The 17,576-nt window shown below is 74.3% G+C and carries 13 protein-coding genes and 1 riboswitch; of the genes, 9 read left to right on the top strand and 4 right to left on the bottom strand.

Translation table 11 applies throughout. The features are described from left to right. Positions 1-108 precede the first annotated feature (108 nt). The 6 genes from ACIRS4_RS00995 to ACIRS4_RS00970 all read left to right on the top strand — a co-directional run bounded on the left by ACIRS4_RS00995 (position 109) and on the right by ACIRS4_RS00970 (position 5,358). Positions 109-1,374 (top strand): molybdopterin-dependent oxidoreductase, encoded by a 1,266-nt coding sequence (locus ACIRS4_RS00995; protein WP_404188082.1) that lies wholly within the window; start codon positions 109-111, stop codon positions 1,372-1,374. 43 nt (positions 1,375-1,417) lie between these two features. Continuing rightward, complete coding sequence (locus tag ACIRS4_RS00990; protein WP_404188079.1) at positions 1,418-1,873, top strand: hypothetical protein; 456 nt, start codon at positions 1,418-1,420, stop codon at positions 1,871-1,873. Between the two features lie 221 nt (positions 1,874-2,094). After that, positions 2,095-2,832: a flavodoxin family protein gene (locus ACIRS4_RS00985; RefSeq protein WP_404188077.1), complete on the top strand. Its 738-nt coding sequence runs from the start codon at positions 2,095-2,097 to the stop codon at positions 2,830-2,832. Between the two features lie 140 nt (positions 2,833-2,972). Continuing rightward, entirely contained in the window at positions 2,973-4,250 is a 1,278-nt protein-coding gene (gene cbiE / locus ACIRS4_RS00980; RefSeq protein ID WP_404188074.1) for a precorrin-6y C5,15-methyltransferase (decarboxylating) subunit CbiE, read from the top strand. Further along, the gene (gene cobM / locus ACIRS4_RS00975) at positions 4,247-4,996 is read left to right on the top strand and encodes a precorrin-4 C(11)-methyltransferase (protein ID WP_404188072.1); all 750 of its coding nucleotides are present in this window, start codon (positions 4,247-4,249) and stop codon (positions 4,994-4,996) included. Before cbiE ends, cobM begins: the two co-directional genes overlap by 4 nt. Beyond that, positions 4,990-5,358: a glyoxalase superfamily protein gene (locus ACIRS4_RS00970; RefSeq protein WP_404188069.1), complete on the top strand. Its 369-nt coding sequence runs from the start codon at positions 4,990-4,992 to the stop codon at positions 5,356-5,358. Before cobM ends, ACIRS4_RS00970 begins: the two co-directional genes overlap by 7 nt. A gap of 21 nt (positions 5,359-5,379) precedes the next feature. Here the strand turns inward: ACIRS4_RS00970 and ACIRS4_RS00965 are convergent, their stop codons facing one another. Beyond that, positions 5,380-6,537 carry a cobalt-precorrin-5B (C(1))-methyltransferase gene (locus tag ACIRS4_RS00965; protein ID WP_404188067.1) on the bottom strand — a complete coding sequence of 386 codons (1,158 nt, stop codon included), beginning with the start codon at positions 6,535-6,537 and terminating at the stop codon, positions 5,380-5,382. 18 nt (positions 6,538-6,555) lie between these two features. Between ACIRS4_RS00965 and ACIRS4_RS00960 the strand changes: the two genes are divergently transcribed. Next, complete coding sequence (locus ACIRS4_RS00960) at positions 6,556-7,320, top strand: cobalt-precorrin-6A reductase (RefSeq protein WP_404188064.1); 765 nt, start codon at positions 6,556-6,558, stop codon at positions 7,318-7,320. A 403-nt stretch (positions 7,321-7,723) separates the two neighbouring features. Here ACIRS4_RS00960 and ACIRS4_RS00955 read toward each other — a convergent pair whose 3' ends face one another. From ACIRS4_RS00955 to ACIRS4_RS00945, 3 genes are read right to left on the bottom strand one after another with little or no spacing between them, the layout of a single operon-like run. Beyond that, on the bottom strand, positions 7,724-9,214 hold the full coding sequence (locus ACIRS4_RS00955) for a precorrin-2 C(20)-methyltransferase (RefSeq protein ID WP_404188061.1): 1,491 nt from the start codon (positions 9,212-9,214) through the stop codon (positions 7,724-7,726). Further along, positions 9,211-9,882: a precorrin-8X methylmutase gene (locus ACIRS4_RS00950; RefSeq protein WP_404188059.1), complete on the bottom strand. Its 672-nt coding sequence runs from the start codon at positions 9,880-9,882 to the stop codon at positions 9,211-9,213. Before ACIRS4_RS00950 ends, ACIRS4_RS00955 begins: the two co-directional genes overlap by 4 nt. Further along, positions 9,879-11,165, bottom strand: coding sequence for a cobalamin biosynthesis protein CobG (locus ACIRS4_RS00945; RefSeq protein WP_404189730.1), 1,287 nt, complete (start codon positions 11,163-11,165; stop codon positions 9,879-9,881). The genes ACIRS4_RS00950 and ACIRS4_RS00945 overlap by 4 nt, the downstream gene beginning before the upstream one ends. A 100-nt stretch (positions 11,166-11,265) precedes the next feature. Next, positions 11,266-11,343, top strand: a riboswitch (cobalamin riboswitch). Between the two features lie 52 nt (positions 11,344-11,395). On the opposite strand from ACIRS4_RS00945, the gene cobN reads away from it, so the two are divergent. Then, a complete protein-coding gene (cobN, locus tag ACIRS4_RS00940; protein WP_404188056.1) occupies positions 11,396-14,983 on the top strand; it encodes a cobaltochelatase subunit CobN in 3,588 nt (1,195 codons plus the stop codon). Between the two features lie 124 nt (positions 14,984-15,107). Continuing rightward, entirely contained in the window at positions 15,108-17,576 is a 2,469-nt protein-coding gene (locus ACIRS4_RS00935; RefSeq protein WP_404188053.1) for a SpoIIE family protein phosphatase, read from the top strand.

Below are 17,576 nucleotides of genomic sequence, written 5' to 3'. Positions count from 1 at the left end.
AACGCTAGAGCCGGAAGGCGGCGCGATGGTCGCCCGGGACGACGACGTCAGCGTTTCGTCATGAGTCGCACACCCCCGTACGGGCCCTTCCGCGCCTACGGTCGGCGCATGGCACGGTTCCCCTCCTCTCCCGGCTTCTGGCGCAGCCCGGTACGCGGCCCCCGGTTCACCTCGGTCCTCGGTGTGGTGCTGCTCGCGGGCATCACCGTGCTGTTCCTCACCGGGCTGCTGTCGTACGCCGCCTACAACCCCGGCCTGTCGCCGGTGAACGACAAGACCCCCGGCAAGGGCCTCCTCGGCTTCTACCTCTTCTCCTGGCCGACCGACCCGCCCTGGCTGTACCGGCTCACCCAGGGCGTCCACGTCACCCTCGGCGTCACCCTCGTCCCCGTCCTGCTCGCCAAGCTCTGGTCGGTGGTGCCCAAGCTCTTCGCGCTGCCGCCGGTCCGCTCGCTCGCCCACGCCCTGGAGCGCATCTCGCTGCTCCTGCTGGTCGGCGGCGCGCTCTTCGAGTTCGTGACCGGCCTGCTCGACGTACAGCTGGACTACGTCTTCCCCGGCTCGTTCTACCCGCTGCACTTCTACGGCGCCTGGGTGTTCTTCGCCGCGTTCCTGGCGCACGTGGCCCTCAGGGCGCCGGCCGCCCTGCGCAACCTGCGACGCATGCGGGAGGGGGAGGGGGAGGGGGCCCAGGAGGAGGCGGGCGGGGAGCCGGACTTCCCGCTGGTCACCCCGCGGCCCGCTGACGCCACGGTGTCGCGGCGCGGGGCGTTGTGGCTGGTCGGCGGCGGCTCACTGCTGCTGTTCGCGACCACCGCGGGGCAGAACACGGACGGCCCGCTGCGCCGGACGGCGCTGCTCGCGCCGCACGGGGGCGCCGACCCGGGCAGCGGCCCCGGGGGCTTCCAGATCAACAAGACGGCCGCGTCGCGGGGCATCACCGCGCGGGAGACGAGCGCCCAGGTGTGGCGGCTGGCCGTCACCGGGCCCGCCGGGACCGTCCGGCTCAGCCGCGCCGACCTGCTGGCCCTCACGCTGCACAGCTCGGCCCTGCCCATCGCCTGCGTCGAGGGCTGGTCGACCTCCGACCAGTGGTGGCGGGGCGTGCGCCTGCGGGATCTCGCCGCCCTGGCCGGGCACGACGCGGACACCGCGCCCGACGTCCTGGTGGAGTCCCTCCAACGGCACGGAGCCTTCCGTACGGCCGCCCTGCGGGCCAACCAGGTGCGCGACCCCCGCTCCCTGCTCGCCCTCGACGTCAACGGCGAGCCGCTGACCCCCGACCACGGCTACCCGGCACGGATCATCGTGCCCGCGGCGCCCGGCGTTCTGAACACCAAGTGGGTGGCCAGGTTGACCTTCGCGGACCTGTGACGAACGGAAGCGAGCCCGGTGACGACATGAGAAGAGCTCTGTCATGAGAAGACCTCCGCTCGGAAGCCCTCTGCAGATCCTGCTCCTGGTCTGCTCGTTCGCGCTCGCCGGATACGCGGGCGTGCGCCTGCTCTCCGGCGACTGGCTCGGCACGGCGCTGTGGTTCGTGGGCGCGGCGGTGCTGCACGACCTCGTCCTGCTGCCGCTGTACGCGTCCGCGGACAGGGCCGTCACCGGTGTCCTCGGCGCGGCCGGTCACCGGGAGCGGACGATGTACGTCCGGGTGCCGGCCGTCCTGTCCGGCCTTCTGCTGCTGGTGTGGTTCCCGTTGATCAGCGGCCGGACGAGGGAGCGCTACGAGTACTCCACCGGCCTGCCGGCCGACGGTTTCCTCACCCGCTGGCTGCTGATCACCGCCGTCCTGTTCGGCGGGTCGGCGCTGGTGCTCGTGCTGAGACTGCGCGGTGCGGCGAAGCGGCGGCCGGCCACGCCGCGCTGACGCGGCCTCATCGCCGCCCATCCGCGGCCGGCCACGTCGCGCTGACGCGGCCTCATCGCCGCCCACCCGCGGCCGGCCACGTCGCGCTGACGCGGCCTCATCGCCGCCCACCCGCGGCCGGTGCCCGGATGGAGGTGCGTCGCAACCGGGCGGCGCGCCCGCCCCGGGAGACGCTGACACCGGCACGCCCTCCTGTTCGCTCTCCCTCCCCGGAGTCCTCCGTGACCGCATCGCCCACCCCGTCCACCGAGGACGGCTACCGCTTCGACGACCTGCGCGCGCTCTTCGTCAACTGCACGCTGAAGCCGTCTCCACAACTCAGCCACACCCAGGGGCTCATCGACATGAGCCGGTCCCTCATGGAAGCGCGCGGGGTGACCACGGAACTGGTCCGTGCCGTCGACCACGACATCGCGACGGGCGTCTACCCCGACATGACCGAGCACGGCATCGCCACCGACGCCTGGCCGGCCTTGTACGAGCAGGTGATGGCCGCGGACATCCTGGTGCTCGCCGGGCCCATCTGGCTGGGCGACAACAGCTCGGTCACCAAACGCGTCGTCGAACGCCTCTACAGCTGCTCCAGTCTGCTCAACTCCCAGGGACAGTACGCCTACTACGGGCGCGTCGGCGGCTGTCTCATCACCGGCAACGAGGACGGCGTCAAGCACTGCGCCATGAACGTGCTCTACAGCCTCCAGCACCTCGGCTACACCATCCCGCCGCAGGCCGACGCGGGCTGGATCGGCGCGGCCGGACCGGGCCCCTCGTACCTGGACCCCGGTTCGGGCGGCCCGGAGAACGACTTCACCAACCGCAACACCGCGTTCATGACCTGGAACCTGATGCACCTGGCGGCCCTGCTCAAACGCGCCGGGGGAGTCCCCGCCCACGGCAACCAGCGCACGGAGTGGGACGCCGGCTGCCGGCCGGGCGCGGACAACCCCGAACACCGCTGAGCGGCGCAGGCGGCCGGGTAGGCCCGACCGCCGCGGCGGGGCGCTGAAAAGCGAGGGGAAAGCGGCCCCCGAGCAGGTGGGGGCCGTGCACCGCCCAGTAGAGTGCGCCCCTGTTGCCCCCGAACCACGAGGTACGCGCAGTGAATCCCGCACGACCAGGACCGCCGCCCGCCGTCGCCGCCGTCACGGTCGTCGGAATCGGAGCCGACGGATGGGCGGGGCTCACGGACGCCTCGCGCGCCGCGCTCAGCGAGGCCGAGGTGCTCATCGGCGGCCCGCGCCAACTGGACCTGCTGCCCGCGCGGTGCGCCGGGCAGCGAGTCGCCTGGCCCACGCCCCTGCGCCCGGCCGTCCCCGCGCTCCTCGCCGCGCACGCCGGCCGCCGCATCGCCGTCCTCGCCAGTGGCGACCCCATGTTCTACGGCATCGGACGCGCCCTCGCCGAGGAGACGGGCGGCGACGCCCTGCACGTCCTGCCGCACCCCTCCTCCGTCTCCCACGCCGCCGCCCGCCTCGGCTGGCCCCTGGAGGACGTCGAGGTGGTCACGCTCGTCGGCCGCCCCGCCGCCCGCCTCGCCGCCGCCCTGCACGACGGCCGGCGGCTCCTCGTGCTCGGCGCGGACGCCGGCACCCCCGGCGAGGTCGTCGCCCTGCTGCGGGACCGCGGCTTCGGACCGAGCCGCGTCCGCGTCCTGGAGCAACTCGGCGGTCCGCGCGAGCACATCGGCGGCGAGAGCACCGCCGACGCATGGGAGGAGTCACGGCCGCCCGGTGATCCTCTCAACATCGTCGCCGTCGAATGCCGACGCGCCCCCGGCGCCCTGCGGCTCGGCGCCGTTCCCGGGCTCCCCGACGAGGCGTACGAACACGACGGGCAGCTCACCAAGCGGCACGTCCGCGCCGCGACCCTCGCCGCCCTCGCGCCCGCACCCGGCGAACTGCTGTGGGACGTCGGCGGCGGCTCCGGCTCCATCGCCGTCGAATGGATGCGCACCCACCCCTCGTGCCGCGCGATCACCGTCGAACGCGACCCCGTGCGCGCCGCCCGCATCGTCCGCAACGCCGACCGGCTGGGCGTGCCCGGGCTGCGCGTCGTCACCGGCGCCGCGCCCGCCGCCCTCGCCGAACTCCCGCCGCCCGACGCCGTGTTCATCGGCGGCGGACTCACCGCCCCGGGTCTCCTCGACGCGTGCTGGGAGGCGCTGCCCGACGGCGGGCGGCTCGTCGCCAACACCGTGACGCTGGAGTCGGAGGCGCTGCTGGCCGGCGCCTGCCGTCGGCACGGCGGTGAGTTGGTGAAACTGGCCGTGGCGCACGCCGTGCCCGTCGGCGGCTTCACCGGGTGGCGGCAGGCGATGCCGGTGACCCAGTGGGCCGTGCACAAGACCCCCGATCCGTCCTCAGGAGCAGACAGATGACCGTGTACTTCATCGGCGCCGGCCCCGGCGCCGCCGACCTGATCACGGTGCGCGGCGCCCGCGTGCTCGCCGCGAGCCCGGTCTGCCTGTACGCGGGCAGCCTGGTCCCGCGCGAACTGCTCGCCGAATGCCCGCCCGGCGCACGGCTGGTGGACACCGCGCGGCTCGACCTGGACCAGATCGTCGCCGAACTGGTCCGTGCGCACGAGGAGGGCCACGACGTGGCCCGGCTGCACTCCGGGGACCCCTCGGTCTTCAGCGCCGTCGCCGAGCAGATGCGGCGGCTCGACGCGGCCGGGGTGCCCTACGAGGTCGTCCCGGGCGTGCCCGCGTTCGCCGCGGCGGCCGCCGCCCTCAAGCGGGAACTGACCGTGCCGACCGTCGGCCAGACCGTCATCCTCACCCGGATCGCCCAGCAGGCCACCGCCATGCCCGACGGCGAGGACCTCGCCACGCTCGGCCGCAGCGGCGCGCTCATCGTGCTGCACCTGGCCGTCCGCTACGTCGACCGCGTGGTCGACGAACTCCTCCCGCACTACGGCGCCGACTGCCCGGCCGCCGTCGTCGCCTACGCCTCCCGCCCCGACGAACTGGTCATCCGCGGCACGCTCGACGAGATCGCCGGCAAGGTGAAGGAGGCGGGCGTCCTGCGCACGGCCGTCATCATGGTCGGCCGGACCCTGGCCGCCGAACACTTCCGCGACAGCCACCTGTACTCCCCGGACCGGGACCGCCACACATGCTGAGCGACCAGGCCGACGCGGGCGACGCGCACGAGGAAGTCGTTCCCATCCTGCGCGTACGGGACGCGGGGGCCGCCGCCCGCTGGTACGCGCGGCTGGGCTTCCGGCAGCGGTGGGAGCACCGGTTCGAGCCCGGCCTGCCCGTGTTCACCGAGGTCGCCCGAGGCCGCGTCCGGCTGTACCTGTCGGAGCACGAGGGCGACGCCCGGCCCGACACCCTGGTGTACCTGCGGGTCGTCGATCTCGACGCGGTGGCAGCGGAGTTCGGTGTACGGCCGGAGGAGCTGCCGTGGGGGTGCGAGCTGCGCCTGCGGGATCCGGACGGCAACCGCCTGCGCGTCGGCCCGGTCGTCGCCGGTGACTGACCCGGCCGCCGCCGGGAGCGGTCAGGCGACCGTGCTGCGGCCCACCACCGTCCCCGCCCGGTCGATGCAGACGACGTCCACCGCGACGGGAGCGCCCCGCAGCACGGCCAGCGCCTGGTCGCGGGCCGCCGTCGCCACCAGGTCGCCCAGCGGCACCCCGGCCGCCATGCACGACTGGAGCGCGGCGAGCCCGGTGTTGGCGTCGGCCACCTCCGCCGCCAGCGCCTCGTCCGCGCCGCCGCGCCGGGCGAGTTCGGCGAGGAAGCCCTTGTCGACCTGGGAGCGGGCGGAGTGCAGGTCGAGATGGCCCGCGGCCAGCTTGGAGAGCTTGGCGAACCCGCCGCACACCGTGAGACGGTCGACGGGGTGGCGGCGGACGTACTTCAGCACCGCCCCCGCGAAGTCGCCCATGTCGAGCAGGGCGTCCTCGGGCAGGCCGTACTCGGCGACCACCGTCCGCTCCGACGTCGACCCGGTGCACCCCGCGACATGCGTGCGCCCCGCCGCCCGCGCCACGTCCACGCCCCGCCGGATGGAGTCGATCCATGCCGAGCAGGAGTACGGGACGACGATGCCGGTCGTGCCCAGGATGGACAGACCGCCCAGGATGCCGAGCCGGGGGTTCCACGTGGAGCGGGCGATCTCCTCGCCGTGGTCCACGGAGACCGTGATCTCCACGTCCGACGTGCCGCCGTGCAGGGCGGCGACCTCGGCGACGTGGTCGCACATCATCCGGCGCGGCACCGGGTTCACGGCGGGCTCGCCGACCGGCAGCGGCAGGCCGGGCCGGGTGACCGTCCCGACCCCCGGGCCGGCCCGGAAGACGACGCCGGACCCGGCGGGCAGCCGCCTGACCGTGGCCCGCACCAGCGCGCCGTGCGTGACGTCGGGATCGTCGCCCGCGTCCTTCACGATCCCCGCCATCGCGTACGCGTCGCTCAGCTCCTCGGCCGCGAGCGCGAAGGACGGCGTCTGCCCCTTGGGCAGCGTGATCGTCACCGGGTCGGGGAACTCGCCGGTCAGCAGCGCGGTGTACGCGGCCGTCGTGGCCGCCGTCGCACAGGCGCCCGTGGTCCAGCCGGGCCGCAGACCGGTGTGCTTCAGCTGCGCGGTGCGACCGCCCTTCGCCTCGCCGGCGCCCTGCGCCCCGGCCTCGCCGGTGCTCTGTGACTCGCTCATGAACGGACCTGGACTTCCATGCACGTACTGATCCTCGGCGGCACCACGGAGGCCCGCCGCCTCGCCGAACTGCTGCACGGCGCTCCCGGGTTGCGGCTGACCAGCTCCCTCGCGGGGCGGGTCGCCGCTCCCCGGCTGCCGCCGGGCGAGGTCCGCGTCGGGGGGTTCGGCGGGACCGAGGGCCTGACCGCGTGGCTGCGCGACAACGCCGTCGACGCGCTCATCGACGCCACCCACCCTTTCGCCGGGACCATCAGCTTCCACGCGGCGCGAGCCGCCGCCACCGCCCATGTTCCCCTGCTCGCCCTGCGCCGCCCCGGCTGGGTCCCCGTCGAGGGCGACCGCTGGCACGAGGTCTCCTCGCTGGAGGCGGCGGCCGGGCTGCTGCCCGGACTGGGGGAGCGGGTCTTCCTGACCACCGGGCGCATGGGCCTCGCCGCCTTCGCGGACCTCGCCGGCCTGTGGTTCCTCGTCCGGTCCGTCGACGCGCCCGAGCCGCCGCACCCGCCCCGTATGGAGGTGCTGCTCGACCGGGGTCCTTTCACCCTGGACGGCGAACGCGAGCTGCTGCGCCGGCACCGCGTCGACGTGCTGGTGACGAAGGACAGCGGGGGAGCGGCCACCGCGCCGAAGCTGACGGCGGCGAGAGAGGCGGGGGTTCCGGTGGTGGTGGTCCGGCGCCCGGAGGCCCCCGAAGGCGTCCCGGTGGCGACCGACCCGGAGCAGGCGGCCCGATGGATCACCGAACGCCTCGGACGCCCTTCCGGCCCCCGGCCGGCCTGACGGCCTTCGGGCCCCCGGCCGGCCTGACGGCCTTCGGGCCCCCGGCCGGCCTGACGGCCTTCGGGCCCCCGGCCGGCCTGACGGCCTTCCGGCCGCCGGTCGGCCTGACGGCTCTCGGGCCCCCGGCCGGCCTGACGGCCTTCCGGCCGCCGGCCGGCCTGACGGCCTTCCGGCCCTCGGCTGGTCTGACGGCTCTCGGGCCCCCGGTCGGTCTGGCGGCCTTCCGGCCCCCGGCCGGCCTCACGTCCGGTCCGGACGCCGGGCCCCCGTCGGCCGGTCTCGACGCCGGGTGCCTGCCGGCCGGTCTCGACCACGAGTGCCTGCCGGCCGGTCTCGACGACGAGTGTCTGCCGGCCGGCGCCCACCGGAAGCAACCCCCGGTCCCGGTCGGCGCCGGCGCTCCTCATGCCTCGGGATACCGGCGAGGCGTCCAGACGATCTCCTCGCCGTCGCCGCGCCGTACGGCCCGCGTCTGCGAGGAGCCGACCAGCAGGATCGTCCGCATGTCGACCTCGGCCGGATCCAGGTCGGCGAGCCGCACGATCCGCACGCTCTCCCCGGAGCCGCCCACGTCCCGCGCGACCACGACCGGGGTGTCCGCTTCCCGGTGCTCCAGCAGCAGTTCGCGAGCCTTGGCCACCTGCCAGGTACGGCTGTGCGAGCCCGGGTTGTACAGGGCGAGCACCAGATCCGCCGAGGCCGCCGCGCGCAGCCGTTCGGCGATGACCTCCCACGGCTTGAGCTGGTCGGAGAGCGAGATCGTGGCGTAGTCGTGCCCGAGGGGCGCACCGGCGCGGGCGGCGGCCGCGTTGGCGGCGGTCACGCCCGGCAGCACGCGCACCGCGACATCCTCGTACTCCTTCTGCGAGGCGACCTCCAGGACGGCCGTCGCCATGGCGAAGACCCCCGGATCGCCCCCGGAGACGACGGCCACCCGCCGCCCCCGCCGGGCCAGATCGAGCGCGAACTCGGCCCGCTCGGACTCGACCCGGTTGTCCGAGCCGTGCCGCACCTGGCCGGCCCGCACCGGCACCCGGTCCAGGTAGGTGGTGTAGCCGACGAGGTCGTCGGCGGCGGCGAGCGCGCCCCGCGTCTCGGGCGTCAGCCACCGCGGTCCGGCCGGCCCGGTCCCGACGACGACCACCTCGCCGCGCTCGCGCGCCGCGGGCCGCTCCGCGTCGACCTGGCTCGGCAGCACGGCCACCGAGAAGTACGGCACCGACTCCTCGTCCACATCGGCGAGTTCACCGACCCGTTCCCCGGCCATGGTGGCCCGCTCCACGTACCGGGCCTCGCCCAGCCGGCCGGAACTCTCCATCGCCCGGCGGACCTTGGGGAAGGTGCGGCCCAGCTTCATCACCACCGCCACGTCCGTCGCGGAGAGCCGCGCGGTCAGCTCCTCCTCGGGGAGCGTGCCCGGCAGGATGGTCAGCACCTCCTCGCCCTCGACGAGCGGGGCGCCCAGCCGGGCGGCGGCGGCCGACACGGAGGTGACCCCGGGGATCACCTCGGTGTCGAAGCGGTCGGCGAGCCGCTTGTGCATGTGCATGTAGGAGCCGTAGAAGAGCGGGTCGCCCTCGGCGAGGACCGCGACGGTCCGCCCCGCCTCCAGGTGCGCGGCGAGCCGGGCCGACGCCTCGGCGTAGAAGTCGTCGATGGCGCCCTGATAGCCGCCCGGGTGGTCGGTGGTCTCGGTGGTGACCGGGTAGACCAGCGGCTCCTCGACGTGGTCGGCGCGGATGTGCCGCGCCGCGATCGAGCGGGCGATGGACCGGCCGTGCCGGGCGCTGTGATAGGCGATCACATCGGCCTCGGCGATGACCTCGACGGCCCGGACGGTCATCAGGGACGGGTCGCCGGGGCCCAGCCCGACGCCGTACAGCTTGCCGCTCACTCTTCCTCGCTCGCGATCGCGTTGAGCGCGGCGGCGGCGAGGGCGCTGCCGCCCCGGCGCCCGCGCACCACCAGGTACTCCAGGCCGGACGGGTGCGCCGCCAGCGCGTCCTTGGACTCGACGGCGCCGACGAACCCGACGGGCACGCCGATGACGGCGGCGGGCCGGGGCGCGCCCTCGTCGATCATCTCCAGCAGGCGGAACAGCGCGGTGGGCGCGTTGCCGACGGCGACCACCGAGCCCTCCAGCCGGTCCCGCCACAGTTCCATCGCGGCGGCGGTGCGGGTGGTGCCCAGCTCGGCGGCGAGCCCCGGCACCGACGGGTCGGACAGGGTGCACAGCACGTCGTTGTCGGCGGGCAGCCGCTTGCGGGTCACTCCGCTGGCCACCATCTGCACGTCGGTGAAGATGGGCGCGCCCGAACGTAGGGCCTCGCGGGCGCGGGCCACGACGGTGGGCGTGCAGTCCAGGTCCCGTACGAGGTCGACCATGCCGCAGGCGTGGATCATCCGGACCGCGACCTGGCTGACGTCGGCGGGCAGACCCTCGAGGTCGGCCTCCGCCCGGATGGTGGCGAAGGACCGGCGGTAGATGGCCGCGCCGTCCTTCTCATACTCGTACTTCGTCACGGTGTTCTTCTCACTGCTCTCGGTCGTCATGCGGCTCATGCGGTGATCGCTGCCAGGGCGGTGGCGAGTCGGGAGGGATGGTCCAAGGTGATGGTGCGGGGCTCCTGCCCGGTCACGGCGGTCGAGAGCAGGTAGCCGCCCTCAGGTGCGGCGACCACGTCGATCCGGTCGCCCCGGGGATGTCCGCAACGGCGTTCGCACCCCGACCAGTACAGGGGGAGGCCGCCCGGGGCGAGGGCCGCGCGGGCCTCGGTCGCGTCGGCCTGCACGTCGGCCCGCGACCTGCCGCACCCGGGCCGGCCGATGCAGGCCCCGACGCGTACCCAGGGCGAGGAGGGATCGGTGACGAGGCCGGCGGCCGCGAGACGGCCGAGGGACGCGTCGACGTCCGCGCGCGGTGTGGGAAGAACCACACCGCGCCACGGCGTGAGACGCATCTCGCCGACGGCGGCATCGGTCAGCTCCCGCCACTGAGGGGCCGCGAGGCGACCGAAGGGGACATGCGCCGACAGGCCGGCGCCGACGGCTCCCGGGGCAGGCCCGTCCGTACGTCCGGCGTCCCGGACGCACCGCTCATGGCCGATGCCGTCACCCGCGAGGCGGCGGCCGACCAGATCGATGAACGAGCCGTGAGCGCGGGGGAGTTCGTCCACCCGCCAGACGCCGGTCCCCGTGGCCCGCACGGTCTGAAGGAACGTCTCGGCGGCCGCCAGGGCGGCGCGCGGCGCGTCCTCGACGGACACCAGCAGCGCCTCGCCGGCCGATCCGAGGCCGAGTTCCGCGCCGCCGTCCGCCGCAGCCCGGAGCGTGACGTCCGCGTCGAGCCCGGCCACGTCCCCGCGCCCGTCGTCGAGCGCGAACAGGAAGCGCCCCGACAGCGCCCGCGCCGGCTCGCTCGCGCACAGTGCCGTGTCCAACGCCGTGAGCCACGGCCGTACGTCGAGCCGGCCGCGTCCGTCGAGACCGGACAGCGGGGAGGCGACGATGTTGCGGACCCGTTCGTGACCGGGCGAAGGGAGCAGCCCGGCCGTGTCCAGCAGCGCGGCCAACTCCCCACCGCAGCCCGCGCCCAGGCCACGCACCTGCACGTTCCCTCGCGAGGTCAGATGCAGTTCGCCGTCACCCAGCCGCGCCGACGCCTCGGCGAGCGTCCGCGCCTGCCGGACGGTCAGAACGCCGCCGGGGACACGGATCCGGGCCAGCGCGCCGTCGTCCGCCGTGTGCAACCGCAGCGAACCCGGGCAGGCGTCACCGCGTTCGCGTGAGGCCGGCGGGGCCTGGGGCGATGAACGAAGGTCAGCCGTGGACATGGCGGCGAGCATACCCACCATCAGGCACGATGCACCCCGGGCCCTCTTGCCCCGCCCCCTACTATGCTTCTTGGCGGATCACCCGATCCGCTCACGCCAGACGGCGACAGGGGAGGAAGCCCGGTGCGAATCCGGCGCGGTCCCGCCACTGTGAGCCCGGCCACGGACAGGCCGGGCGAGTCAGGAACTCCCGCCGTCCGACACCGCCCGGGGCGCGGACCCCGAGGAAGGCCAGACGACGCATGATCCTTCTGCTGTCGACGTCCGACACCGACCTGCTCAGCGCACGTGCGGCCGACGGACCGGTCCGTTACCGCTTCGCCAACCCCGCCCGGCTGCCCCTGGACGACCTGCCCGCCCTCCTCGACGGCGTCGAACTGGTCGTCGTACGCCTCCTCGGCGGGCTGCGCGCCTGGGAGGAGGGGCTCGACCTGCTCCTCGCCGACGGGCGCCCGGTCGTCGTCCTCAGCGGCGAACAGGCCCCCGACGCCCAGCTGATGGCCGCCTCCACCGTCCCCGTGGGCATCGCCGCGGAGGCCCACGCCTACCTCGCCCACGGCGGCCCCGCCAACCTGGAGCAGCTCGCCCGGTTCCTCTCCGACACGGTCCTGCTCACCGGCCACGGCTTCGACGCCCCCGCCGCCGCCCCCACCTGGGGCCCGCTGCCCAGGGAGGCCTCCGAGAGCGACGGCCCGACCGTCGCCGTGCTCTACTACCGCGCCCACCACATGAGCGGCAACACCGCCTTCGTCGGCGCCCTGTGCGACGCCGTCGAGGACGCCGGCGGCCGCCCGCTGCCCCTGTACGTCGCCTCCCTGCGCGCCCCCGAGCCCGAGCTGATCGAGGAACTGCGCGCCGCCGACGTCATCGTCACCACCGTCCTCGCCGCCGGCGGCACCAAGCCCGCCGAGGCCTCCGCCGGGGGTGACGACGAGTCCTGGGACGCGGGCGCGCTCACCGCGCTGGACGTCCCGATCCTCCAGGCCCTGTGCCTGACCGGCTCACGCGCCGACTGGGAGGACAACGACGAGGGCGTCTCCCCGCTCGACGCGGCCAGCCAGATCGCCGTCCCCGAGTTCGACGGCCGTCTGATCACCGTCCCCTTCTCCTTCAAGGAGATCGACGAGGACGGACTCCCGGCCTACGTCGCCGACCCCGAGCGCGCCGCCCGCGTCGCCGGGATCGCCGTACGCCACGCGCGACTTCGCCACATCGCCAACGCCGACAAGCGCCTCGCGCTCGTGCTCTCCGCCTACCCGACCAAGCACTCCCGCATCGGCAACGCCGTCGGCCTGGACACCCCCGCCAGCGCCGTGGCCCTGCTGCGCCGGCTGCGCGAGGAGGGCTACGACTTCGGCGGCGCCGACATCCCGGGCCTCGCCTCCGGTGACGGCGACGAGCTGATCCGGGCGCTGATCGAGGCCGGCGGCCACGACCAGGCCTGGCTCACCGAGGAGCAGCTCGCCCGCAACCCCGTCCGCATCCCGGCGGCCGACTACCGCCGCTGGTACGCCACACTCCCCGAGGAGCTGCGCACCTCGGTCGAGGAGCACTGGGGTCCTGCGCCCGGCGAGATGTTCGTCGACCGCAGCCGCAACCCGGAGGGCGACATCGTCCTCGCCGGCCTGCGCTACGGGAACCTGCTGATCCTGATCCAGCCTCCGCGAGGCTTCGGCGAGAACCCCATCGCCATCTACCACGACCCGGACCTGCCGCCGTCCCACCACTACCTGGCCGCCTACCGCTGGATCGCCGCGCGCGGGGACGACGGCGGCTTCGGGGCCGACGCCATGATCCACCTGGGCAAGCACGGCAACCTGGAGTGGCTGCCCGGCAAGAACGCCGGCCTGTCCGCCGCCTGCGGCCCCGACGCCGCCCTCGGCGACCTCCCCCTGATCTACCCGTTCCTCGTCAACGACCCCGGCGAGGGCACCCAGGCCAAGCGCCGCACGCACGCCACCCTCGTCGACCACCTCGTCCCGCCGATGGCCCGCGCCGACTCCTACGGCGACATCGCGCGGCTGGAGCAGCTCCTCGACGAGTACGCCCAGATCTCCTCCATGGACCCGGCGAAGCTGCCGGCGATCCGCGCCCAGATCTGGACCCTCATCCAGGCCGCCAAGCTCGACCACGACCTCGGCATGGACGACCGCCCCGACGACGACGGCTTCGACGACTTCCTCCTGCACGTCGACGGCTGGCTCTGCGAGGTCAAGGACGCCCAGATCCGCGACGGACTGCACGTCCTGGGCTCCCCGCCTGCCGGCGCCGACCGCGTCAACCTCGTCCTCGCCATCCTGCGCGCCCGCCAGATCTGGGGCGGCGCCAGCGCACTGCCCGGTCTGCGCGAGGCCCTCGGCCTGGACGAGTCGGCCGCCACCCGCACCACCGCCGACCAGGCGGAGGAGCAGGCCCGCGCCCTGGTCCAGGCGATGGAGGACGCGGACTGGGATCCGGCCGCCGTCCCCGCCGGGCACGGCGAACAGGTCGCCGCCATCCTCGAGTTCGCGGCCCGCGAGGTCGTCCCGCGACTGTCGGCCACCACCGGCGAACTCGACCACGCCGTCCACGCGCTGAACGGCGGCTTCGTCCCGGCGGGCCCGTCCGGCTCCCCGCTGCGCGGCCTGGTCAACGTCCTGCCGACCGGCCGCAACTTCTACTCCGTCGACCCCAAGGCCGTCCCCTCCCGGCTCGCCTGGGAGACCGGCCAGGCCCTGGCCGACTCGCTCCTGGAGCGCTACCGCAGCGACAACGGCGAATGGCCCACCTCCGTCGGCCTGTCGCTGTGGGGCACCAGCGCCATGCGCACCGCCGGCGACGACGTCGCCGAGGCCCTCGCCCTGCTCGGCGTCCGCCCCGTCTGGGACGACGCCTCCCGCCGTGTGACGGGCCTCGAAGCCATCCCGGCCGAAGAGCTGGGCCGGCCCCGCATCGACGTCACCCTGCGCATCTCGGGCTTCTTCCGCGACGCCTTCCCGCACACCGTCGGCCTGCTCGACGACGCGGTGCGCCTGGCCGCCTCGCTGGACGAACCGGCCGAGGCCAACCACGTGCGGGCGCACGTCACCGCCGACCTCGCCGCCCACGGCGACGAACGCCGCGCCACCACCCGTATCTTCGGCTCCCGACCGGGCACGTACGGCGCCGGGCTGCTCCAGCTCATCGACTCCCGCGACTGGCGCACCGACGCCGACCTCGCCGAGGTCTACACCGTCTGGGGCGGCTACGCCTACGGCCGTGAACTGGACGGCCGTCCGGCCCGCGAGGAGATGGAGACGGCGTACAAGCGGATCGCGGTGGCCGCGAAGAACACCGACACCCGCGAGCACGACATCGCCGACTCCGACGACTACTTCCAGTACCACGGCGGCATGGTGGCCACCGTCCGCGCCCTGCGCGGCACCGCCCCCGAGGCCTACATCGGCGACTCCACCCGGCCGGAGACGGTCCGCACCCGCACCCTCGTCGAGGAGACCTCCCGCGTCTTCCGGGCGCGTGTCGTCAACCCCAAGTGGATCGAGGCGATGCGCCGCCACGGCTACAAGGGGGCCTTCGAACTGGCCGCCACGGTGGACTACCTGTTCGGCTACGACGCCACGACGGGCGTGATCGCCGACTGGATGTACGACAAGCTCACCGAGACCTACGTCCTGGACCCCGCCAACCGTGAGTTCCTCCAGGAGGCCAACCCCTGGGCGCTGCACGGGATCGCCGAGCGGCTGCTGGAGGCGGAGTCGCGGGGCATGTGGGAGAAGCCCGACCCGGCGGTGCTGGAGGCGCTGCGGCAGGTGTACCTGGAGACGGAGGGCGACCTGGAAGGCGACGACTGACCGTCGTCACGCCGTGACGCCCGGCATCCGCCCGTCGGGCCCTCGTGATCGCCGACCCGCCGCTGTCGTCAGCATTTAAGCTGATTCATGCTGGCGGGGCGTTCGCGCACGAGGACGGGAACCTGTGGCAGACAGCAAGTGGCGCACTCGCGGTCTGCACGGCACGCGTGAGGCCGTGCGGACCGGGGCGTTGCCTTTCCATGCGAGGGCACTGGCCGCCGCCCGCGCCGCGGCCCAGGGCGCGGCTCTCGTGGCGGCCGCCCTCGGCATGATGGGTCTCGTCGGCTGGACGATCGGCAGCGACCTGCTGAAGGGCCTGCTCCTCGCCGCCGACGCGTCCATGAAGCCCAACACCGCCGTGGCGCTGACGGCGCTGGGACTCTCCCTGGCCGCCGTCGTCCGAAGACCCGTCGACCGCAGGACGACCGCCGCGGTCCGTGTCGCCGCGGTCCTGGTCGTCGTGATCTGCGCGCTCACCGCCGCGGAGTACCTCACCGGTGCGAACCTCCGCGTCGACGAACTCCTCTTTCAGGAGAGCGCGCCGGGGGGCATAGCGGCGCCCGGGCGGATGGCGCCGAACACGCTCGTCGCCCTGCTGTTCGCGAGCGCGGCGACCCTGTGCGCGAGCGCGCCCCGGCTGCCCGCCTGGACGAGCCAGATCCCGGGACTGGCCGTGGCCGCCACCGGCATGGTGCGCCTCTACGGCTTCGTCTACCGCGTGCCCCAGCTGGAGCGGTTCGGCGACTACGCGGGCATGGCCCTGCACACCGCGCTCGCCCTGGTGCTGCTGGGCGTCGCGGCCTTCCTGGCCCGGCCCGGCGAAGGGCCTGCCGCGCTTTTGACCAACGCGGGCACCACCGGCGCCCTGGGACGCCGGCTGATCGTCACCACCGTCGTCGCGCCGCTGCTGCTCGGCATGGCGACCCTGGCAGGGGAGGACGCCGGGCTGTACGGGACCCGCATGGCGACCGCGCTGCTGGTCTGCGGCCACGTCGTCGTGTTCACCGTCGTGATCTTCGTCGCCCTGGTCGTGGGCTGCCGCACCGAGGTGGCGCACGAGCGCGCCCAGTGGCAGGTCAGGCAGAACGAACTGCTCCAGGCGATCATGGACCACACCCCCGCCACCGTGTTCGTCAAGGACCTCGAAGGCCGCTACCTCGCCGTCAACACGACGTTCGAGGAGAGCACCCGCCTGCCGCGCCGGTACGTCCTGGGCCGCCGCGACCAGGACGTCCTCCCCTCGGAACTGGCGCGTCAGGCACGGGCCGCCGACCTCGACATGCTCGAAAGCGGAGCCCCGGTGCAACGTCAGGAACGCGTCGTGCTGCCGGGCGGCCCACGAGACGTCCTCACCAGCCTCTTCCCGCTCAGGGATCCGGACGGCGCGCCCTACGCCGTGTGCGGAGTCGTCACCGACGTCACCGAACGGGTCGCCGCCCAGCGCGAGGCGGAACGCACCAACCGGCGCTTCCTCGCCCTGCTGGAGTCGGGCCCCGACGCCACGCTGATCACGAACGGCCACGGCACCATCGTCATGGCCAACGCCCAGGCGGAACAGGTGTTCGGCCACCTGCCGACCGACCTCGTCGGGACCAGCGTCGACGACCTGGTGCCCGGCCCCCACCGCGCACGGCACCACGCCCTGCTGCGCCGCTACCTCGGGGCGCGCCGCCCGCGGCCGGCGGTGCTCGGCACGGGCCTGTACGGACTGCACAGCGCCGGCCGGGCCTTCCCCGTCGAGGTGAGCGTCAGCACCTTCCAGGCCGAACGGGAAGTGCTGGTGTTCCTCACCGTGCGGGACATCACCGAACGCAGGCAGATCGAGCGCGAACGCGCCGAACGCTACGAACAGCACCGGCGCATCGCCTACACACTGCAGCACAGCCTCATGGGAGAGCCGCCCCGACTGCCCTGGCTGCCCAGCGCCCACCGGTACCTGGCGTCCGCGCAGGACCCCGGGGTCGGCGGCGACTGGTTCGACATCATCCCGCTGGACCGGGCCCGCACGGGCGTCGTCATCGGCGACGTGATGGGCCGGGGCCTGGAAGCGGCGGCCGTCATGGGGCAGCTGCGCGCGGCCTCCCACGCGCTGGCCCGCACGGGCATCCCGCCCGGACGGCTCATGAGCGGACTGGACGCCTTCGTCGGCGACCTCGCCGACCAGCTCGTCACCTGCCTCTACCTGGTGATCGACCACGACGCCCACGAGGTCACCCTGTGCTCGGCCGGACACCTGCCGGCCATCGCGCTGCGCCCCGAGGACGCCGCCCGCCCGCTGACGACGCACGTGAACGTGCCGCTGGGCGTCAACCAGGCGCGCGGCGAGGGCGTGCCGTACCGAGTGACGACGCACCCGTTGCCCCCGGGCACCGCGCTCGCCCTCTACACCGACGGTCTGGTCGAACGGCCCGGCACCGACATCGACGCCCAGATCGACGTCCTCGCCCACACGCTGGGCGCCGTCCTGACCCGCCCGGCCGCGGACGCGGGGACGCTCGACCGGGCCGCGGCCCTGCTGGTCGACACCCTCATCCCGGACACCTCCACGCACGACGACGACGTGACCCTGCTCCTCATCGGACTGCCCGAGTAG

The sequence above is a fragment of the Streptomyces sp. NPDC101166 genome, from assembly GCF_044768125.1.
GTDB lineage: Bacteria > Actinomycetota > Actinomycetes > Streptomycetales > Streptomycetaceae > Streptomyces.
This window is presented reverse-complemented; position numbering and strand designations above follow the sequence as displayed.